Raw genomic sequence first — 22,245 nt, 5'->3', positions numbered from 1 at the left:
CCAAACAAAGTTTAGTTTGAGGGTTTCTTATATTTTAATTTATTATTTACTCGCAAAAAGTTTTACATCATTTTCTGAAACTTCTTTTTCACCAAGAATTATTAAGCGCTCAACAACATTTCTGAGTTCTCTTATATTACCTGTCCAAACATATTCCTGCAACAATTTTATGGCCTTTTCAGAAAATTTCTTGACGGCAGTACCATGCTCTTCTGCAATTTGTTCTGCAAAAAATTTAATTAAAAGCGGAATATCCTCTCTTCTTTCATTTAATGAAGGCACATTGATTAAAATTACTGCAAGACGGTGATATAAATCTTCCCTAAATTTACCTTCAGCAATTTCCTTTTGCAAATCCTTATTTGTGGCTGCAATTACCCTCACATCAACCTTTATATCTTTGTCGCTTCCTACACGAGAAATGATATTTTCCTGCAAAACCCGAAGCACTTTTGCCTGTGCTGAAAGGCTCATATCTCCAATTTCATCTAAAAATATGGTACCTCCATTTGCAGTTTCAAACTTGCCGGATCTGTCTTTAACCGCTCCGGTAAACGAACCTTTCACATGGCCAAACAATTCACTTTCAATTAATTCTGAAGGAATTGCAGCGCAATTTACTTCTACCATCAGGGCTTTGGCTCTTTCGCTTTTTTCGTGCAGCCAATGTGCAACCAATTCTTTCCCCGTTCCATTTGGTCCTGTAATTAATACGCGGGCATCGGTTGGAGCTACTTTATCAATCATTGTTTTTATATGAGTGATGGCTTTGCTTGCGCCAATCATTTCATATTTCTTGCTCACTTTACTCTTTAAAAGTATATTTTGGACAACCAGCTCTTTTTTATCCAAAGCATTCCGAACTGTATTTAACAAACGATTTAAATCGGGTGGTTTTGAGATATAATCGAAGGCGCCCAAACGCATCGTATTTACTGCAGTGTCTAAATCCCCATGACCGGAAATCATCACAATCGGTATTTCAGGTTTTAATTTTTTGACTCTTTCAAGCACTTCAACACCATCCATTTTCGGCATTTTTATATCGCACAACACCAAATCAAAATCCGATTTAGTAATCATATCAATTCCAATCAAACCATCTTCCGCTTCTTCAACCTCATAGGTTTCATTTTCTTCAGAAATTATTTTCATCAGTACTCTTCGGATTGAAGCTTCATCTTCAATAATTAATATTTTCGGCATTTTAAGTTATTTTTTAAGCTCGTAAAGTTCTTTTTACAAATTAATATTTCAGCCATTTGTATATTTCCTTATAGGTTGGTTTTTTTCCATACATTAATATACCCACCCTATAAATTTTAGCAGCAAACCAAACCATGCCAATAAAAGTAACTATTAATAATGCTATTGATGTAATTAATTGCCACCAAGGCACTCCAAAAGGAATTCGCATAAGCATCACAATTGGCGAGGTTAGCGGAAATAGTGAAAAGGCAACAGCAATTGGTCCGTGCGGATTTTCAATTACTGAAAAACCAACATAAATGGCAATCACCAAAGGCATTAAAACCGGCATCATAAATTGTTGCGTATCAGTTTCACTGTCAACAGCTGCGCCAATTGCAGCATAAATAGAACTGTATATTAAATATCCTCCCAAGAAGTAAATAATAAATGAAAAGAATATGGTCATTATTGGCAAGTTTTTAATCTCTAGAAGTATCAGCTGCAAATCGTTATTTGTTGAATTCTGCATTTGCTGAATCATTTCAGGTGTCATTTTTCCTGAATTTGAACTTACCTCAGCAACATCAACCCCAAAAAATAAGGTGATTGCAAACATTAAAAGTCCGCCTATAATCATCCAAATTATAAATTGTAAAATACCAGCCATAGCATTACCTATTATTTTTCCCAACATTAATTGAAAAGGTTTTACTGATGAAATAATCACTTCAATAATTCTGCTGGTTTTTTCCTCAATAACGCTTCGCATTACTGAAGTACCATAAATAATGATAAACATAAAAATTAAATAGCCAAAACCTCCACCGGCAACCATTCGGAGCATACTACCAATCTTTGAAGATTTTTCTCCCGAAAAATTTTCAGCAGCGATAGTAACGGTTGTTTCTATTGCCTTAATTTTATCAACATCAATATGTAATTGTTCAATTTTTAAGTTTCTTATTTTCTTTTCTAATTTACTTTCTATGCTGCTCAATACAGTCAGACTTGGTGTATCATTCGAAAAAAAAGTGATATTTTTTGAAAGTTGGTTCAAACTGTCAGTTTTAGGTATGACTAACAATCCGTAATAAAATTCTTTGGTCTTTTCCCTGGCTTCTTCAACACCTAAACTTGTTAAATCTATGTATTTTAAGGCATCTGAATCAATAAAAGCATCAGAAAATTGTTGAGATTCATCAACAAAGGCAACAGTGCGTATCTCTTCACTATTTTTTTCATTTAAAAAAATGATAAGAGATAAAAGCCCAACCACCATAAGCGGACTTAATATGGTCATTATAAGAAATGATTTGTTTTTAACCTTCGCTAAAAACTCTCTTTTAATAATTAATTTTAATTTATCCATTATAAGGTTTAAGTTGAAAGGAAAAGAGGATATAAAAAAGTTTTAAATATTTTATTGTCCTTTTAATAATCTCCTATTTTTAATTATTTATTATTGGCTACTGATTTTAAAAAAATATCATTGACACTTGGTATAACTTCTGTAAAATGAGTTATTTGAGCCTTATCATTTAAAAATTCAATCAAATCTTTGGAAGTTTCTCCATTTTTTAAACTGAATAAAAGTCTGAAATCCTCGTTAAATGAAATTGTTTTGGAATTTTCAACAGTAAATTGTTCGTTGATTTGGTTTAATAACAATGCTTTATCCGAAGATAATAAACCAACTTCAAACTGATTGGTTTTATACTGATGCTTGATATCTTTTAACTTTCCGTCCAGTATTTTATTTGACTTATTAATCAATGCGATATAATCACACATCTCCTCCACAGATTCCATTCTGTGCGTTGAAAAAATGATACTAGCGCCTTCATTTCTCAAATTTAAAATTTCATCTTTAATTAAATTGGCGTTTATGGGATCGAACCCGCTAAAAGGTTCATCAAAAATTAACAATTTTGGACTGTGCATGACAGTGACTATAAATTGCACTTTTTGGGCCATTCCCTTTGAAAGTTCCTGAATTTTTTTGTTCCACCAATCGGTAATTTCAAATTTTTCAAACCAATATTTCAATTTCCTTTTCGCTTCTTCTTTTGACATGCCTTTTAGCTGGGCCAAATACAAGGCCTGTTCGCCAACTTTCATGCTTTTATACAAACCGCGTTCCTCAGGCAAATATCCAATATGCTGAATATGATGAGGCTGGAGAATTTCTCCGTCTAAATAAACGGTTCCGCTATCAGGTAAAGTAATTTGATTTATAATTCTTATTAAAGAGGTTTTTCCTGCACCATTGGGACCTAACAATCCAAAAATACTTCCCTTTGGCACCGAAATTGAAACGTTGTTTAACGCAGTAAAACTCCCATAGTTTTTACAGACATTCTCAACCTTTAAAACATTGTTCATGCGATAGTTTTTTATTCAAGGCACGAAAATAAAACTATTTTGCTAAAATTTGGTTAATCTTATAATAAAATTAATGCAGCCTTTCAATATACTTTTTTTGTATGGTTTTTAACAGCTCCAGTGTAGCTTTTGGCTTTACAATTCGCAAAATTTCAGTAATCCCGTGATTTACGTAAAATATGCCTTTGGCGATATCATAATTACTATCGCTTACGTTATGTTTTACTTCATAAGTTAACTTTTTAAACTCATCCCAACCCATATATCTTGGCACCTCAATATAATAGGTACTGTCTTCATCTTTTGAATGATAAACACCTTTATCCAATTCTTCAATGTTGAAAAATCGATTTATTCGTATTAAAGCTTCCGTAGTGGCAAATTTTTCGCTTTTTGCAAAATCATAACCTTCATCCTTATAATATTGCTGAATTTGTGCAATTTCAGGGTACGCATTTATTCCCTTTACCCTAATACCATCTAACTTTCTGGACTTAATTGTCACTTCACATTTCGCACCATCCAATTTTAAATTATATTTTTCATTAATTTTTTTGGTGACACGCAATATTTTCTCAAAAGAATTGGGCGTTTTGGTCACAAAAATAATGGATACCGGTTTCACTATTTCAGTAAACCTTCCATAGTAATTTTTATAAGGGTCCGGAACATTTATAACAAATGTATTAGGTAGCTTGTTAATATCTACGCTATCAATATTTTCCTGAATAATAATTTTCCCAATAAGTTCTTTTGTTGCCATAGTTTAAAAGTTTGTTTTTCGTGTTTTAAACTTATTCTTTTTTTTCATCATAAACAAACAATTTAGAGAAACAAAATATTTATTTTAAATTTATTATGCATGCATAGTATTTTTTTATATATTTGGTAAATGCAAAAAGAACAAACAGTAGATCACGTATTAAGAGCAACCTGGCAAACGGTGGCTAAAATGTATAATGAACAGGCTGTTAAGCACGATAGCACTATGTCAATGGCCTTTGTTTTATTAAATATTGACATTGAAAAAGGGACTCCTTCAACCTCTTTAGGGCCTTTAATGGGAATGGAACCAACCAGTCTTTCACGTATTTTAAAAAGTATGGAAGAAAAAGATCTTATTTACAGAGAAAAAAATCCTGAAGACGGAAGAGGAATTCTTATAAAGATTACTGAATATGGGATTGAAAAACGAAATGTTTCTAAAGAACACGTCCTTATTTTTAACGAAACTATCAGAAAGCATATTTCTGAAGAAAAAATAAATCACTTTTTTGAAGTTACCGAAACCATCAACAAATTAATTAACGACAAAATTGATTTTAATAATAAACCAATAAAATAAATTATAATAACAATGAAAAAACCAATAAAAAAAGTAGCTGTAATCGGATCCGGAATAATGGGATCGGGAATTGCTTGTCATTTTGCAAACATTGGTGTAGAAGTTTTGTTGCTTGACATTATTCCTCGAGAATTAAATGAAGCAGAAAAAGCAAAAGGACTTACACTTGAAAACAAAGCAGTTCGAAACAGAATTGTAAATGACAGTTTAACCGCCTCATTAAAATCGAAACCGTCACCTATTTACAACCTGAAATTTGCCGACAGAATTTCTACCGGAAATTTAGAAGATGATTTACATAAGATTAAAGAGGTAGATTGGATTATTGAAGTTGTTATTGAACGATTGGATATTAAACAACAGGTTTTTGAAAAAATTGAAAAATTCAGAAAACCAGGTACATTAATAACATCAAATACCTCAGGTATTCCCATAAAATTTATGAATAAAGGAAGAAGTGAAGATTTTCAGCAGCATTTTGCTGTCACCCACTTTTTCAATCCTCCAAGATATTTAAAACTTTTTGAAGTAGTTCCCGGTCCGGACTGTAAACAAGAAGTTGTGGATTTTTTAATGATGTATGGTGAAAAATTCTTAGGAAAAACATCCGTTTTAGCCAAAGATACTCCGGCATTTATTGGAAACAGAGTCGGTATTTTCGGAATTATGAGTTTATTCCACCAAGTGAAAGAATTGGGATTGACTATTGAAGAAGTAGATAAATTAACAGGCCCTGTTATTGGTCGACCAAAATCAGCAACTTTTAGAACTGTTGACGTAGTTGGCCTAGATACGCTGGTTCATGTTTCCAATGGAATTTATGAAAACTGCAAGGATGATGAAGCACTTGAGTTGTTTAAACTTCCAGAATTTATAGATACCATGATGAAAAACAAATGGTTGGGAAGTAAAACAAAACAGGGATTTTATAAAATGGTCGTTGAAAATGGCAAAAAAAATATTCTTTCTTTAGATTTAAATACTTTAGAATATCGTCCAAATAAAAGACCAAATTTCGCAACGCTGGAACTTACCAAAACTATTGATCATGTAATCGACAGATTTAAGGTATTGGTAAAAGGAAAAGACAAAGCAGGTGAATTTTACAGAAAGAATTTTGCGGCCATGTTTGGTTACGTTCAAAACCGAATTCCTGAAATTTCAGATGAATTATATCGATTGGATGATGCCATGAAAGCAGGTTTTGGATGGGAACACGGTCCTTTCGAAATTTGGGATGCGATTGGTATTGAAGCTGGAATTGAATTGATGAAAGCAGAAAAATTACCTGTTGCGAAATGGATTACTGAAATGCTTGTAAGCGGAAACAAATCGTTCTATTCAGTTAAAGACGGTGCAAAATATTACTATTCAATTCCATCGAAAAAGCAGGAAAAAATACCTGGGCAAGACAGTTTCATTATTCTTAATAATATAAGAGAAGCAAAAACTATTTGGTCAAATCCGGGAGCTTCCATACAACATCTAGGTGATGGTGTTTTAAATATCGAATTTCAATCAAAAATGAATACGTTAGGCAGCGAAGTTTTACAAGCCATTAACAAAGGAATTGATTTGGCAGAAACAGAATACGATGCTGTGATCTTAGGAAATCAAGGAGCTAATTTTTCAGTTGGCGCCAATTTAGGAATGGTTTTTATGATGGCTGTTGAGCAAGAATATGATGAACTTAATTACTCTGTAAAATATTTTCAGGATACAGTAATGCGTTTGCGCTATTCTTCTTGTCCAACCATTATTGCGCCTCACGGTTTAACTTTTGGAGGGGCATGTGAAATGAGTATGCATGCAGATAAAGTTATTGCAGCTGCAGAAACATATATCGGTTTGGTTGAATTTGGTGTCGGGATAATTCCTGGAGGCGCAGGTTCAAAAGAGATGGCTTTAAGAGCTTCTGAAGGCGTTTTAAAAGATGATGTAAAATTAAATAAACTGCGTGATTACTTTATAAATGTGGCTACGGCGAAAGTGGCAACTTCTGCTTATGAAGCATATGATTTAGGGTTCTTTAAAGAATATAAAGATCTTGTTGTAGTAAACAGAGACCGTCAAATCGCAACAGCCAAACGGCACGCCATTCAACTATTGGAAGATGGTTATACCCAACCTGTTCCTAAAAGAGCTTTGGTTTACGGACAACAGGCTCTGGGAATGTTCTTAGTAGGAACCGATAGTTTGGAAAAAGGTCATTACGCTTCTGAACACGATAAAAAAATAGCCAATAAATTAGGTTATGTGATGGCAGGTGGAAATTTATCAGAACCAACTTATGTTTCAGAACAATATTTATTGGATCTTGAACGTGAGGCATTTATGAGTTTGTGCACTGAGCGCAAAACTTTAGAGCGAATTGAGCACATGTTAAAAACCGGAAAACCATTACGTAATTAGCGTTTAAAAGCTGAAAGTTAAAAAGTCTAAAGTTCATTTTTAATTTTTAACTCACAACTTAAAACCAAAAACTTAAAACTTAAAAAAAAATGAAAACAGCATATATAGTACAAGGATATAGAACGGCAGTGGGAAAAGCACCAAAAGGTGTTTTCAGGTTTAAACGGCCTGATGAGCTCGCCGCTGAAACTATCGAACATTTATTGAAAGATTTTCCGCAACTGGATAAACACAGAATAGATGATGTCATGGTAGGAAACGCCATGCCAGAAGCAGAACAAGGCTTGAATATTGGACGTTTAATTTCATTAATGGGATTAAAAATTGATGATGTTCCAGGAATGACCGTAAATCGTTATTGCGCCTCAGGTTTAGAAACTGTTAGTATTGCCGTAGCTAAAATACAATCAGGAATGGCCGAGTGTATCATTGCAGGCGGTGTAGAAAGTATGAGTTACATTCCAATGGGCGGTTATCGTCCGACTCCCAATTATAAAATTTCAAAAGAAGGTCACGAAGATTATTATTGGGGAATGGGTTTAACTGCGGAAGCCGTGGCAAAACAATTCAAAGTTTCTCGTGAAGACCAAGATGAATTTTCTTTTAACTCTCATATGAAAGCTTTAAAAGCTCAAGCTGAAGGTAAATTTATTGATGATATTGTTCCAATCACTGTCGAAAATATTTTCTTAGATGAAAACAGCAAAAAACAAACTAAAAATTACACTGTTACATCTGATGAAGGTCCTCGTAAAGGGACTACAGTTGAAGCATTATCGAAATTACGTCCGGTTTTTGCCGCGGATGGAAGCGTAACTGCAGGAAATTCATCACAAATGAGTGATGGCGCAGCATTTTTATTGGTGATGAGTGAAGAAATGGTGAAGGAACTTAATATAGAACCTATAGCTCGAATGGTTTCTTTTGCCGCCGCAGGTGTTGAACCGCGTATTATGGGAATTGGGCCTGTAAAAGCGATACCGAAAGCATTGAAACAAGCAAATTTATCGTTAAAAGATATTGATTTAATTGAACTGAATGAGGCGTTTGCTTCCCAATCTTTAGCAGTAATGCGTGAGCTCAACATCAATCAAGAAATTGTAAATGTGAATGGTGGCGCTATAGCTTTAGGGCATCCTCTTGGTTGTACAGGAGCTAAACTTTCTGTGCAGTTATTCAATGAAATGCGCAGAAGAAAGAGTAAATATGGCATCGTGACCATGTGCGTTGGAGCAGGACAAGGCGCAGCGGGAATTTATGAATTATTAAAATAAAACATTCTGGCTTTTTTAGTAAGAGCCAATTAACAAAACTTAAACATCAATTTAAAAATGAAAACAACAAAAGGAGGCGAATTTTTAATCAAAGAAATTAAATCGGAGGATATTTTTGTATCAGAAGAGTTCAACGAAGAACAAAAAATGATGAAGGATGCGGTTATTGAATTTATAGACCGCGAAGTATGGCCGCATAGAGAACGATTTGAAAAGAAAGATTATGCATTCACTGAAGAAGTAATGCGTAAAGCTGGAGAAATGGGGTTTTTAGGCGTTTCCATACCTGAAGAATATGGAGGAATTGGGATGGGATTTGTTTCAACCATGTTGGTTACCGACTACATCTCATCGGCAACAGGATCCTTGGCAACAGCTTTTGGAGCGCATACAGGAATTGGAACCATGCCAATCTATTTATATGGAACAGAAGCACAAAAACAAAAATATTTACCTTTTTTAACTTCAGGCGAAAAATTTGGGGCATATTGCCTAACTGAACCAGGAGCCGGTAGTGATGCCAATTCTGGAAAAACAACAGCCCAATTAACTGCCGACGGAAAACACTATAAAATTAACGGACAAAAAATGTGGATTTCCAACGCAGGTTTTGCTGAAATTTTTATTGTTTTCGGCCGTATAGAAAATGATAAGAATATCACGGCATTCATTTTGGAGTTTGATAAAAATAACCCTAACGGTGTTGCCCTTGGAGAAGAAGAAAATAAACTTGGAATTACATCATCCTCAACACGTCAGGTGTTTTTTACAGACACTCTTATTCCTGTTGAAAACATTTTATCAGAAAGAGGAAAAGGATTTAATATTGCTTTAAATTCTTTAAATGTAGGTCGAATAAAATTAGGCTCAGCCTGTACAGATGCCAGTCGTAGAATTATTACGGAATCCGTGAAATATGGAAATGAACGTTTCCAGTTCAAAGTTCCTATCTCAAGTTTTGGTGCTATTCAGAAAAAATATGCTGAAATGTGTGCTAAAACTTTTGCATTAGATGCAGGAAGTTACAGGGCTGCAAAAGATATTGAAAACACTATCGCTACTCACTTAGAAAATGGAAAATCACACGAAGAAGCAGAATTAACGGCTTTTAGTGAATTTGCCATTGAATGTGCAATTCTAAAAGTATTTGGTTCTGAAGTTTCACAATTTGTTTCGGATGAAGGCATTCAAATTTTCGGTGGAATGGGATTCTCTAAAGATACCCCAATGGAAAGTGCTTGGCGAGATGCTCGTATAACCAGAATTTATGAAGGAACAAATGAAATTAACCGATTGTTAACTGTTGGAATGTTGCTTAAAAAAGCGATGAAAGGTGAAATCGATTTGATGACTCCCGCAATGGAAGTTGGCAATAGTTTAATGGGAATTCCATCGTTTGAAACTCCTGACTTTTCTGTTTTATTTTCAGAAGAAAAAGAAATGATTGCCCGATTAAAAAAATCCTTTTTAATGATTTCCGGGAAAGCAGTACAAAAATATGGAATGGATTTAGACAATCACCAACAGTTGATTTTGGCCGCTGCTGAAGTAATGATTGAAATTTATATGGCAGAATCAGCGATATTGAAAGCAGAAAAAGTCGTAAAATTAACTTCTGAAAAAGAAGCGGAAGTTCAAATCGCATTAGCGAAATTAAACTTGTACAATGCTATTGATAAAATAAACAACTTTGGTAAAGAAGCAATTTTATACTTTTCTGAAGGTGATGAACAACGCGTGATGCTTATGGGTCTAAAACGTTTTACCAAATACGTTAATAATCCAAATCCGATTGCATTGCGAAACGTAATTGCCGAAAAACTAATTGCCGAAAACAAATATTGCTTTTAGAACTCAATCATTTAACAAAATACCAGTTAAAAGCTGCAACAAAAATGTTGCAGCTTTTTTTTTTGTAAATCGTTTAAAATAAGCTTTTTTTTGTAAATTTATATTAGAATTCAACAAATCACACTACCCCAACTGTTTCATTATTAATGCAATAATTATGAAAAATAACATTGGAATTTGGATAGACACGCACCAAGCTGTAGTTATTAATCTATCAAACGGCGATCAAGCCGTCAAGAAAATTGAATCTCATATTGACACAAAAGTGAGAACACCTGGAGAATCAAAAAAATATGGAAGATTTGGAGGGCAGTATATGACTTATGAAAAAAATTCGGAGAATAAAAAAATGGAGCAAACCAAACAGTTTCTTAAAATATTATCGAATGAAATTGAAAATTGTGATGCTGTTGTGCTATTTGGGCCATCAATCATGAAAACCATTTTTGAAAAGGAAATTAAAAACGATTTAAACCTTATTGGAAAACTTGTCGGGGTTTTTGATGCAGATTCAATGACTGAGAATCAAATTTCGGCTTGGGTTAAGGATTTTTATAAAAAATAAAACCTGCCGGAAATATACTTATGGAACAATTTTCGCTATTACCTCTTTAAGAACTAAACTTTAGCAATTCTATATTTTAACATTTTATGGTTTTGAACGTGCATAAATTATCATGTATATTTGAAAACCTGTAATTTATAACTTAATTTCATGCAGATAAAACCAATTCTAATTTCAATTTCATTGCTTATTTCTTGCGTTAGTTGGGCACAAAAACCAGCTATTGACATCATCAAAACAAAAAACGGCATCTTACAAATTCAACCCATTTTACATAGCAGTCTGGTGTTAACATATAACAATAAAACCATTTATGTAGATCCGTATGGAGGTGCAAAATTGTACAAAGGAATAAATGCGCCTGACATCATTTTAATTACTGATATTCATGGAGATCATTTGGATCAAAAAACATTGGATTCCATTGATACTTCGAAAGCCATTTTTATTCTTCCTGAAGAAGTTGCGCATAAATTGCCTAAAAAATATGGGTCTGAAATTGTAATCCTTCAAAACAGACAAGGAGTTCACCGGTTGGGTTTTTTCATAACTGCAATTCCAATGTATAATTTACCTGAGGAACCTAGTTCCAAACACCCAAAAGGCAGGGGAAACGGATATCTTTTAACCATTGACAACAAACAAGTTTATATATCAGGTGATACAGAGGACGTACAGGAAATGAGAAAGCTCCAAAATATTGACATCGCTTTTGTTTGTATGAATTTGCCATACACGATGGATATCAATCAGGCTGCTGATGCTGTTTTAGAATTTCAGCCAAAAATTGTATATCCTTTTCATTATAGAGGACAAGATGGATTTAGTGATACAGAAGCTTTTAAGAAATTGGTAAATACAAAAAATAAAAACATTGAAGTCCGATTAAGAAATTGGTATCCCAGCAACTAATTTTATTGACAAATCTTGCCTAGAAATAGCATTTAAGCATAATAATCCTGTATTAAAATAGCTATCTAAGTCGTAGTTTTTTATTACATTTGATATATATTCATTCACAAATTTATTTGTATAAAAAACTTTTTTAATGAACTTTTTATCAAAATTAATAAGTTGCTCAATTATTTTAACCGTTATCAGTTGCTCAAATAAAGATCAAGCTTTAGAAGCTGAAAACTCAATTAATGCCACTGATTTAGAAAAACATTTGATCAAGTTATCTTCTGATGAATTCCAAGGCAGAAAACCCTTTACAATTGGCGAAGACAAAACAACACTTTATATTGCAAATGAATTCAAAAAAATGGGTATTGAAAGTGGCTTTGATGGAAATTATTTTCAAGACGTTCCTTCTGTTGAATTAAATTACAATCCTGATAAAAGTATCATCATAAATACTAAAGATGGTGAACTCATATTAGAGAATACAAAAGATTATATTGCTAAAACTCCACATATTAAAGATTCCGTTGAAATAAAAAATGCTGAAATTATTTTTGCAGGATTCGGAATTGTGGCTCCGGAATATGACTGGGACGATTATAAAAATATTGATGTAAAAGATAAAATTGTTTTGGTATTGGTTAACGACCCTGGTTATGCAACACAAAACAAAAAGTTGTTTAAAGGCAACGCCATGACTTATTACGGCAGATGGTCCTATAAATATGAAGAAGCCGCCAGACAAGGAGCAAAAGGCGTATTGGTAATACATTCAAATAAACCAGCAGGTTATGGATGGAAAGTGCTTACAAACACTTCTGCCTCTGGGATATCTATCCAAACTAAGGATGGAAATGCTCAAAAATGTGCACTTGAAGGCTGGATAACTGATATTGCAGCTAAAAAGCTATTCGAAAAATCCGGACTTGATTTTGACGCGCTATCCAAAAAAGCAGAAGCAAAAGATTTTAACGCTTTAAGCTTAAATTGTAATTTGAATTTGATTATTAAAACACAATTGAAATTTGCAAACAGCAAAAATGTTGTTGGTGTCATTAAAGGCACAAAACGCCCTGATGAATGTATTGTTTATAGTGCCCATTGGGATCATTTTGGTATTGGGCCGGTTCAAAATGGAGATTCAATATATAATGGCGCTATTGATAATGGCACTGCATTAGGTGCTATGTTAGAAACTGCAAAAGCATTTTCTAAATTAAAAATAAAGCCAGAACGTTCTATTGTTTTTATTGCAGTTACGGCTGAAGAAACCGGAATGATTGGTTCAAAATATTATGCGCAAAATGGCCTGTTCCCTCCTGAAAAAACAATTGCAAACTTAAATTACGAATTACTATTGCCAATCGGTAAAATGAAAGATGTTACGATAACCGGTTTCGGACAATCGGAATTAGATTCTTATGTTGAACAAGCTGCAAAAGAGCAAGATCGTTATATTGCTAACGAGCCTTTCCCAGAAAACGGCATGTATTTCAGATCCGATCATTTTAGCTTTGCGCAGGCAGGAATTCCGTCTTTATTTATCAAGGGTTGGCAAGACAGCCGAGAACATGGAAAAGAATGGGCAAAAGAACAAATTAATAATTATTGGGCAAATACGTATCACAAACCTACAGATGAATATAACCCAAATACGGCTGATTTGTCTGGATGTGTTGAAGATGCCAAGCTTTTCTTTAATATCGGATACAAATTAGCAAATGAAACCACTTATCCAAAGTGGAATGAAAATTCTGAATTTAAAGCCATTCGCGAAAAGTCTATGATAAAATAGTTAACCTTTTATCAATTCTTTGCCAATAGCACAATTCAAACACCGTTGTTTGTTGCAATAATCGTTTTTTAGCTGAAGCAGTGCCTGTGTTTCAAAAGCTGTGTTGCTTTTAATATTAAGTTCGTTGAATTTTGAAATAATCACATTTTTTTCCGGTTTTATGTTGGCGATAATGGTAAGTGCCGAACTTATTTCATTTGTTCCCAAACTTTTTAAATACAAAAATTTCAAAGGAATAATGGTGTTTATCAGCAACAAATCAATAAATGGTTTTGTGAGTTTTTTTATGCTTTTTTTTGATGTGGTTTCAAAAGTATAATGCGTTTCCCAATAAGCTGATGTTGCTTCATCAAACAATTCGTAAAATTCTAGAATATTATCTGTTTCAATAATTTTAGAAAATAAATTTTGATGTCGGTGATAAACCTTTGCCAATTGAGACAACCGAATTGTTGGAAAATTATTTGGGCGCAACCTAAAAAACTGAATTTGCATATTTGAGATGGGTGTAAGCTGAAATTTCACCCTTAAATAATTGTATTCCTTTTTTATTTTTTTATAATATTCCGATTCATAATCATTTGAAAGCAATCCGGCTTGACCGAAAAATAAAGCTTCCAATTGTTCTAAATTATTGGAGACTTTTCTGGCAATAGAAAAATCAAAAGAATTTGCAAAATTCATGAACGCCTCCGAATTTATTTTCAAACCAAAATTCTTTGTCAATAAAACAAACAATGCGGCTTCCCAATTGTTATTTAATTTTGCGACCATATTTTGAATTTGTTCAGACTTTATTTCCAGTCTTTCAACATAAAGCCTTTCAAGCCAATTATTAAAAATAAAAGAATCAATGCCAGCAATGTCTTTTTCACAATTGATCCAGTTTTTATTTTTGATGAAAAGTTGCTGATAATTGTTTAATAAATCCTTCGAAATATAATTTTTAAGTTCTAAAGTAGCGATGGGATGATTCGTTTTTCTGAAAATATCAACAGAATGTTCCCAAACCACATGCAAAATCACTGAATCATAATTCTCATCACTTTCGTGATTGTGCGCATACCAATCAGATGAATTTAAATGAATTTCAACATTCCCTGCCCAAAGCTGATTGTTAATCTTTAATTTGGCATTTAGAAAATCGGGACCAGAATTCAGATTTTCAGTTCCTGCTGAAATAATTTCAATAATTTCAGCATTGGTGGATTTTAAATGATTGACCGAAAACAATTTAAGTTTCCACACAAAATGAAGTAAATTTTCTTTCATAGCAATTCAATAACAACTTAAAAGTATACAATTTCTTTTAGTTAAAAAAAATTGAATCCGAAAGTTACCTGTTTTCGGTATTTTTTATATTATTTTTGTTGCTGAAAAAATTAAATAAATGAACATTATCAATAGTTTAGAATGGAGATATGCCACCAAAAAATTTGATCCTTCAAAAAAACTAACAATACCCCAAATTGAAACGCTAAAAAAAGCTTTTAACCTAACTCCAACTTCATTTGGGTTACAACCTATAAAAATGATTGTTATTGAAGATAAAGATCTTCAAGAAAAATTTGTGAAATATTGTTATTTTCAACGTCAGGTTGCTGATGCTTCTCACCTATTGGTCTTATGCATTGAAAATGACACCACAATCGAGGATGTTAATGCTTATTTTGATATGGAAAAGGAAATTAGAGGAACTTCAGAAGCCGTAATTTCTAATTTTAGAAATCAACTTGTTGATATGTACAAAAACAAAACTTTGAAAGAAAAGCAATTATCGGCAACATATCAAACTTATATTGCGTTGGGAAATTTAATGACTGTTTGCGCTGTTGAAAAAATTGACAATTGTCCGATGGAAGGGTTTATGCCTGAAAAAATTGATGAATTGTTAAATTTACCGTCACAAAATTTAAAATCCGTATTATTGATGCCTGTTGGTTTTAGAGCTGATGACGACATTATGAGCGCCATGAAAAAAGTTAGAAAACCTTTAAGTGAAACCATATTAGAAATATCATAAAAACTCAAACAACAAGAAAATGACAAAAGATATAAGAGCTCTTGAACCTACTGAACTTTGGAATAATTTTGCCGATTTAAATGCGGTCCCAAGGGGTTCTAAAAAAGAAGAAAAAGTAATACAATTTATGGTCGATTTTGGAAAAAAATTAAACCTAGACACTATAGTTGATCCTGTTGGAAATGTGATTATCAAAAAACCGGCTTCAAAAGGCATGGAAAATCGCAAAACAGTTGTATTGCAATCGCACTTAGATATGGTGCACCAAAAAAATTCAAATACCAGCTTTAATTTTGATACAGACGGAATTAAAATGATTGTTGATGGAGATTGGGTTCGTGCTGATGGAACAACGTTGGGTGCAGATAATGGTATGGGAGTTGCCGCAATTATGAGCGTTTTAGCTTCAAAAACCATTAAACATTCTGCAATTGAAGCTTTGTTCACTATTGATGAAGAAACCGGAATGACTGGAGCTATGGGCCTACAGGCAAATTATTTAAATGGTGAAATATTGTTAAATTTAGACACTGAAGATGATGATGAAATTGATATTGGATGTGCCGGAGGCATTGATGTCACTGCTGAAAATACTTATAATGAAGTTGGCGCCCCTGTAAACAGTGGCGGATTTTCAATTTCAGTTACTGGCTTAAAAGGAGGTCACTCAGGAATGGACATCCATAAAGGATTGGGAAATGCCAATAAAATAATGAACCGTTTATTATACGAAACAAAAGATTTTATAAGGATTTCGGAAATTAATGGCGGAAGTTTGCGCAATGCCATTCCAAGAGAAAGTTTTGCAACCATTTCAGTTGCCAACGTTAGAAAAGATGCTTTTATTAAAAAAGTAAATAAAATTGTAAAAGAAATTAAAGCTGAACAATCAGCTGTTGACCCTAATTTAGAAATTAAAATTTCTGAAGTGGCCAAACCCGAAAGAGTGATGACAACCATAAGCCAGAATACCTTGCTCAATGCTATTTATGCTGCACATAATGGTGTTTACAGAATGAGTAATGATATGGAAGATTTGGTAGAGACTTCTAATAATGTTGCCCGTGTAATTGTTAAGGATGAAAGTGTGAAAATCTTGTGTTTAACAAGATCTTCCGTTGAATCATCAAAATTTGATTTGGCAAACGCACTGAGAGCTACCTTTGAAATGGCAGGATATACCGTTACATTATCAGGTTCTTACCCAGGATGGAAACCAAATGTAACCTCACCAATTTTAAAGACTTTAACCGAAACCTACGAGAAACTTTTTAATAAAAAAGCCAACGTTGTAGCATGTCATGCCGGCTTGGAATGTGGTATTTTAGGAACCAATTATCCAGATATGGATATGATTTCATTTGGCCCAACCATACAAGGCGCACATTCGCCCGATGAAAAAGCGAACATTAAATCTTCTCAAAAATTCTGGCAATTTTTACTGACAATTTTGGAAAATATTCCGCTTAAAAAATAAAAAGCAAAGGGGGTTGATAATTTCAACCCCTTTTGCTTTTTTATATCTTTGTTAACAATATAAACTTTCAAAAACCATAAATAATTGTATTTTTACTGCTTAAAATAATTCGACATTCTTATATGGGAAAAATTATTGCAATCGCCAATCAAAAGGGTGGTGTTGGCAAAACTACAACCACTATTAACTTAGCCGCTGCTTTGGGGATTTTAGAAAAAAAAGTGTTATTAATTGATGCCGACCCGCAAGCAAATGCTTCATCTGGGCTTGGTATTTCAATAGAGGAAATTGAACTTGGAACGTATCAATTGTTAGAACATTCAATTTCAGCAAAAGAGGCTATAGTCCCTTCAAATTCACCAAATGTTGATATCATCCCGGCCCATATAGATTTAGTGGCTATAGAAATTGAATTAGTTGATAAACCAAAACGAGAGTATATGCTGAAGGAAGCCCTGAAAGATATAAAAGATGATTACGATTATATTTTAATTGATTGTGCGCCTTCACTTGGTTTAATTACTTTAAATTCTCTTGTTGCAGCCGATTCGGTAATCATCCCAATTCAATGTGAATATTTTGCTTTGGAAGGTTTGGGTAAATTATTGAATACCATAAAAAGCGTTCAAAAAATACACAATACCACTTTGGATATTGAAGGGTTATTATTGACAATGTATGATTCCCGTTTACGGCTTTCAAACCAAGTGGTGGAAGAAGTTAAAAAACATTTCCAAAATATGGTTTTCAAAACCATTATTCAAAGAAACGTTCGCTTAAGCGAAGCACCAAGTTATGGCGAAAGCATTATCGCTTATGACGCAACTAGCACCGGTGCTGTAAATTATATTAACTTAGCGAACGAAATATTAAAACTGCATAGCAAGGATGGCAAAAGCAATTAAAAAACAAGCATTAGGAAGAGGATTATCTGCCTTATTGAACAATTCAGACATTACCTCCGCAGACGACAAAAATGCGGATAAACTTGTTGGCAGTATTCTGGAAATTGATTTAGCATTAATTGAAGTAAACCCCTTTCAGCCAAGAAGTTATTTTAACGAAGAATCGTTGCGCGAATTGGGAAGCTCTATAAAAGAATTGGGCGTAATTCAACCCATTACCATAAGAAAATTAGAAGGAAATAAATTTCAATTGGTATCGGGAGAAAGAAGGTTCAGGGCTTCAAAATTAATTGGCAATACAACAATTCCAGCCTATATAAGACTTGCCAACGACCAGGAAATGCTTGAAATGGCATTGGTTGAAAATATACAACGTAAAGATTTAGACCCAATAGAAGTTGCCCTCTCCTACCAAAGATTGATTGATGAAATTGATTTGACCCAAGAAGAAATGAGCAAACGTGTAGGAAAAAAACGCTCTACCATCAGCAATTATTTGCGATTGCTAAAATTGGATCCAATAATTCAAACTGGTATGCGCGACGGATTTTTATCGATGGGACATGGCAGGGCGTTAATAAATGTTGAAAATACCGAAGACCAATTAAGCATTTACGAAAAAATAATTCAACAAAAATTATCCGTTCGGCAAACCGAACAATTTGTTAAAGATTTAAAAGAAGGAATTGTCTCAAAACCTAAAAAACAGGTTCAAGAAGCTAAACTTCCTTCATTTGTAAGCGCCGGATTAAATACTTTCAGCAATTACTTTGGACATAAAATTGACGTAAAATTATCTGGAAAAGATAAAGGCAAAATCAGCATTCCGTTTCATTCGGAAGAAGATTTTAACCGAATTAAAAAATTACTGGAATAAGTGCTTAAAAAAAATTTATTTATCTATTTAATTATTACCGCCTTAACGGTATTCAACAGCTATGCACAAAAAATTTCCAACGTAAAAATTAAAGATACAATAAGTGCTTCCACTGACAATTTTAAGCCACTTTCCCCTGCAAAAGCGGCATTTTATTCCGCTGTTTTACCGGGACTTGGACAAGCATTCAACAAAAAATACTGGAAAATTCCGATTGTTTGGGCAGCAATGGGTTCCGGCATTTATTTCTATCATACAAACAACAGTAACTTTAACAGAGCAAGAACAGCTTACAAATTAAGAATCAACGAAAAACCAGATGAATTTGATGGATTAAACGGGAATATATTTTTAACAAAAGACGCCTTAATTTCAGCTCAAAAATCGTATAAAAAAGACAGGGATTTATCGCTTCTTGTTACGGTTGGTTTATATGTTTTACAAATTGTGGAAGCAAGTGTCAATGCTCATTTGCTTCAACTCAATGTAGACAGTGATTTATCTGTTTCTCCCCAAATAATTTTTGATGAAACCAACAAAAAAGCAATTGTTGGAGCATCAGTCAATTTTAAATTCTAAATATGAAAATAGCTTTATTGGGTTATGGTAAAATGGGTAAAACAATTGAACAAGTTGCGCTGCAAAGAGGCCATGAAATTGTTTTAAAAATTGATGAAAACAGTCTGTATTATGATATTACTATTGCGGATGTGGCAATAGATTTCAGCATTCCCGCAGCGGCTTTCAAAAATATCTCAACCTGTTTAAACAATCACGTCCCCGTAATTAGCGGCACAACGGGCTGGTTAGAAAAATTACCCGAAGCAACAGTGCTTTGCAAACAAAAAAACAGTGCTTTTATTTACGCTTCAAATTTTAGCTTAGGTGTAAATTTATTTTTTGAATTAAATACCTATTTGGCAAAAATGATGCATCGTTTAGATCAATACACCATTTCTGTAGAAGAAATTCACCACACCAAAAAATTGGATACGCCAAGCGGTACGGCAATTACATTGGCTGAAGGAATTATTGAAAATTCTTATAAAGAAAGTTGGGCTTTGGGTGTAACAAACAAGAAAACTGAAATACCAATAATAGCAAAACGTATAGACGAGGTGCCGGGAACACATACAGTTGAATATAAGTCGGAAGTAGACACGATAGACATTAAACATACCGCACACAACAGGGATGGTTTTGCTTTAGGAGCAGTTATTGCTGCAGAATGGCTTGTTGGAAAAACTGGTGTTTTTACCATGAAAGACGTTTTAGGCCTTAAATAATATTAAAAATTATTAATTATGACAATGATACAATGGTTTATATTTTTCTTGATTGTTCAAGTAATTCATTTTGCAGGAACATGGAAATTATACATAAAAGCAGGTAGAAAATCATGGGAAGCACTAATCCCGGTATATAATGCCATTGTGCTATTTAAAATATTAAAAAGGCCAATTTGGTGGATCATTTTATTATTTATTCCAATTATCAATTTATTGATGTTCCCCGTAATTTGGGTTGAAACCGTAAAAAGTTTTGGAAAATACAAAACTATAGATTCAGTTTTGGCAGTTTTAACACTTGGTTTTTACATTTATTATTTAAATTATATTGCCGATGTTAACTATGTTGAAGACAGAAGTTTAAAATCAAGGACCGAATTGGGAGAATGGGTAAGTTCCATTGTTTTTGCCATTGTTGCAGCAACAATTGTACACACTTATTTTATGCAGCCTTATACCATCCCAACTTCCTCTTTGGAAAAATCTTTATTGGTGGGGGATTTCTTATTTGTAAGTAAATTTCATTATGGTGCCAGAACACCAATGACTGTTATAGCTGCACCGATGGTTCATGATTCATTGCCATTGATAAAAGCAAAATCATATTTAAATATTCCTCATTTACCATATTTCAGGTTACCGGGTTTTGAAAAAATTAAACGCAACGAAATTGTCGTTTTTAACTGGCCGGTTGATTCTGTTCGCTTTTTTAGAGACATATCCAAAATTCACGTTGACAAACCTATTGATAAAAAATCGAATTATGTAAAAAGATGTGTTGGTATCCCAGGAGATTCCTTGGAAATAAAAGAAGGGTATATTTATATCAATGGAGAAAGAACAGTGCTTCCGGATAGAGCTCTTCCTCAATACAAGCATAAAGTCATAACTGACGGACAACAACTTTCTGCGGCTTTATTAAAAAGATACAATGTTACGGAAGGTGGTTTTTTTGGTGATTATTACATTTTGAACCTAACCGATGAAAATGCTAGTAAACTCAAAAACAACCCATTAATTAAAAGTATTACAAAGCAAATTGCACCCGAAGGGAATTATGAATCAGGTATATTCCCACATAATGAGCAATATCCTTGGTCAATAGATAATTATGGTCCAATTTACATTCCTGAAGCTGGAAAAACAGTTGAATTAAACGCCAAGTCGTTGCCTTTTTACAAGCGAATTATTGAAGTGTATGAAAACAATAATTTAACAACAAGTGGAAATGAAATTTTCATAAACGGAAAACTGGCAACCTCTTATACATTTAAACAAGATTATTATTGGATGATGGGCGATAACAGACATAATTCTGAAGATGCCCGTTATTGGGGTTATGTTCCTTTTGACCATGTAGTTGGAAAACCTGTGTTTATTTGGTTTAGCTGGGATACTAACGGGGAAGGAATTGCCAATAAAATTAGATGGGAACGTGTTTTCACCACTGTTCACGGAAGCGGAAAACCTGTTTCGTACTTGTATTATTTCTTAGGCGCTCTTGCTTTATGGTATGCTTTTAGCTTTTTCAGAAAGCGCAATAAAGCCGAATAAATTTATGATTTTATTGCACCCAACCTATTTTTCACCAATACTGCAATATGTTGCGGTTGCAAATGCTGATGAAATTATTTTTGAAACAGAAGATAATTTTCAAAAACAAACCTTTAGAAACCGATGTTATATTTATACCTCCCAAGGGAAACATTTGCTAAATGTACCTGTTCAGCATGCCAAAGAAATTAAACAAAAAACGAAAGAGATAAAAATTGATTATAAAGATGATTGGCATAAGCAACATTTAAAAACCTTGAAAACAGCTTATAGCTCATCACCTTTTTACGAATTTTATATCGATGATTTGTTACCGGTTTTTGAAAAGAAGAAAACATTTTTGCTGGATTTAAATCTATTGGCGCACGAGATTATTATGGATGCCATTCAGTTTGAAATTCC

20 protein-coding genes are annotated in these 22,245 nt (G+C 33.4%); 15 read left to right on the top strand and 5 right to left on the bottom strand.

What is annotated here, in order from left to right:
* Window positions 1-42 precede the first annotated feature (42 nt).
* The 4 genes from ABY285_RS00805 to ABY285_RS00790 all read right to left on the bottom strand — a co-directional run bounded on the left by ABY285_RS00805 (window position 43) and on the right by ABY285_RS00790 (window position 4,336).
* Window positions 43-1,206 carry a sigma-54-dependent transcriptional regulator gene (locus tag ABY285_RS00805; RefSeq protein WP_372766017.1) on the bottom strand — a complete coding sequence of 388 codons (1,164 nt, stop codon included), beginning with the start codon at window positions 1,204-1,206 and terminating at the stop codon, window positions 43-45.
* Between the two features lie 40 nt (window positions 1,207-1,246).
* A complete protein-coding gene (locus ABY285_RS00800; RefSeq protein ID WP_372766015.1) occupies window positions 1,247-2,560 on the bottom strand; it encodes an ABC transporter permease in 1,314 nt (437 codons plus the stop codon).
* A gap of 83 nt (window positions 2,561-2,643) precedes the next feature.
* Window positions 2,644-3,573 carry an ABC transporter ATP-binding protein gene (locus ABY285_RS00795; RefSeq protein WP_372766013.1) on the bottom strand — a complete coding sequence of 310 codons (930 nt, stop codon included), beginning with the start codon at window positions 3,571-3,573 and terminating at the stop codon, window positions 2,644-2,646.
* A gap of 70 nt (window positions 3,574-3,643) precedes the next feature.
* Window positions 3,644-4,336: a hypothetical protein gene (locus tag ABY285_RS00790; RefSeq protein WP_372766011.1), complete on the bottom strand. Its 693-nt coding sequence runs from the start codon at window positions 4,334-4,336 to the stop codon at window positions 3,644-3,646.
* 129 nt (window positions 4,337-4,465) lie between these two features.
* Here ABY285_RS00790 and ABY285_RS00785 point away from each other — a divergent pair, with 129 nt between their 5' ends.
* From ABY285_RS00785 to ABY285_RS00755, 7 genes are all read left to right on the top strand, one after another.
* Complete coding sequence (locus ABY285_RS00785) at window positions 4,466-4,918, top strand: MarR family winged helix-turn-helix transcriptional regulator (RefSeq protein WP_372766009.1); 453 nt, start codon at window positions 4,466-4,468, stop codon at window positions 4,916-4,918.
* 12 nt (window positions 4,919-4,930) lie between these two features.
* Window positions 4,931-7,330: a 3-hydroxyacyl-CoA dehydrogenase/enoyl-CoA hydratase family protein gene (locus ABY285_RS00780; RefSeq protein WP_372766007.1), complete on the top strand. Its 2,400-nt coding sequence runs from the start codon at window positions 4,931-4,933 to the stop codon at window positions 7,328-7,330.
* 89 nt (window positions 7,331-7,419) lie between these two features.
* On the top strand, window positions 7,420-8,604 hold the full coding sequence (locus ABY285_RS00775) for an acetyl-CoA C-acyltransferase (RefSeq protein ID WP_372766005.1): 1,185 nt from the start codon (window positions 7,420-7,422) through the stop codon (window positions 8,602-8,604).
* 57 nt (window positions 8,605-8,661) lie between these two features.
* The gene (locus ABY285_RS00770) at window positions 8,662-10,455 is read left to right on the top strand and encodes an acyl-CoA dehydrogenase family protein (protein ID WP_372766003.1); all 1,794 of its coding nucleotides are present in this window, start codon (window positions 8,662-8,664) and stop codon (window positions 10,453-10,455) included.
* 157 nt (window positions 10,456-10,612) lie between these two features.
* Complete coding sequence (locus ABY285_RS00765) at window positions 10,613-11,020, top strand: hypothetical protein (RefSeq protein ID WP_372766001.1); 408 nt, start codon at window positions 10,613-10,615, stop codon at window positions 11,018-11,020.
* 150 nt (window positions 11,021-11,170) lie between these two features.
* Window positions 11,171-11,932, top strand: coding sequence for an MBL fold metallo-hydrolase (locus ABY285_RS00760; RefSeq protein WP_372765999.1), 762 nt, complete (start codon window positions 11,171-11,173; stop codon window positions 11,930-11,932).
* Between the two features lie 136 nt (window positions 11,933-12,068).
* Window positions 12,069-13,718 (top strand): M28 family metallopeptidase, encoded by a 1,650-nt coding sequence (locus ABY285_RS00755; protein ID WP_372765997.1) that lies wholly within the window; start codon window positions 12,069-12,071, stop codon window positions 13,716-13,718.
* Here ABY285_RS00755 and ABY285_RS00750 read toward each other — a convergent pair whose 3' ends face one another.
* Window positions 13,719-14,990, bottom strand: a complete 1,272-nt coding sequence (locus ABY285_RS00750; protein WP_372765995.1) for a DUF2851 family protein — start codon at window positions 14,988-14,990, stop codon at window positions 13,719-13,721.
* A gap of 118 nt (window positions 14,991-15,108) precedes the next feature.
* Between ABY285_RS00750 and ABY285_RS00745 the strand changes: the two genes are divergently transcribed.
* The 8 genes from ABY285_RS00745 to ABY285_RS00710 form a co-directional block, all read left to right on the top strand.
* The gene (locus tag ABY285_RS00745) at window positions 15,109-15,741 is read left to right on the top strand and encodes an NAD(P)H-dependent oxidoreductase (protein ID WP_372765993.1); all 633 of its coding nucleotides are present in this window, start codon (window positions 15,109-15,111) and stop codon (window positions 15,739-15,741) included.
* Between the two features lie 19 nt (window positions 15,742-15,760).
* Window positions 15,761-17,218 carry an aminoacyl-histidine dipeptidase gene (locus tag ABY285_RS00740; protein ID WP_372765990.1) on the top strand — a complete coding sequence of 486 codons (1,458 nt, stop codon included), beginning with the start codon at window positions 15,761-15,763 and terminating at the stop codon, window positions 17,216-17,218.
* A 122-nt stretch (window positions 17,219-17,340) separates the two neighbouring features.
* On the top strand, window positions 17,341-18,123 hold the full coding sequence (locus tag ABY285_RS00735) for a ParA family protein (RefSeq protein WP_372765988.1): 783 nt from the start codon (window positions 17,341-17,343) through the stop codon (window positions 18,121-18,123).
* Complete coding sequence (locus tag ABY285_RS00730) at window positions 18,107-19,000, top strand: ParB/RepB/Spo0J family partition protein (RefSeq protein WP_372765986.1); 894 nt, start codon at window positions 18,107-18,109, stop codon at window positions 18,998-19,000. Before ABY285_RS00735 ends, ABY285_RS00730 begins: the two co-directional genes overlap by 17 nt.
* The gene (locus ABY285_RS00725; RefSeq protein WP_372765984.1) at window positions 19,001-19,579 is read left to right on the top strand and encodes a DUF5683 domain-containing protein; all 579 of its coding nucleotides are present in this window, start codon (window positions 19,001-19,003) and stop codon (window positions 19,577-19,579) included.
* A gap of 2 nt (window positions 19,580-19,581) precedes the next feature.
* Complete coding sequence (gene dapB, locus ABY285_RS00720) at window positions 19,582-20,286, top strand: 4-hydroxy-tetrahydrodipicolinate reductase (RefSeq protein ID WP_372765982.1); 705 nt, start codon at window positions 19,582-19,584, stop codon at window positions 20,284-20,286.
* Window positions 20,287-20,304: 18 nt separating this feature from the next.
* Entirely contained in the window at window positions 20,305-21,843 is a 1,539-nt protein-coding gene (gene lepB / locus ABY285_RS00715) for a signal peptidase I (protein ID WP_372765979.1), read from the top strand.
* Window positions 21,844-21,847: 4 nt separating this feature from the next.
* On the top strand, window positions 21,848-22,245 hold a 398-nt coding region (locus ABY285_RS00710), incomplete at its 3' end, for a WbqC family protein (protein WP_372765977.1).

This window comes from Lutibacter sp., from assembly GCF_041555395.1.
Classification (GTDB): domain Bacteria; phylum Bacteroidota; class Bacteroidia; order Flavobacteriales; family Flavobacteriaceae; genus Lutibacter.
Note: the sequence above shows the minus strand (reverse complement) of the source record. Positions and strands in the feature narration are given on the sequence as shown.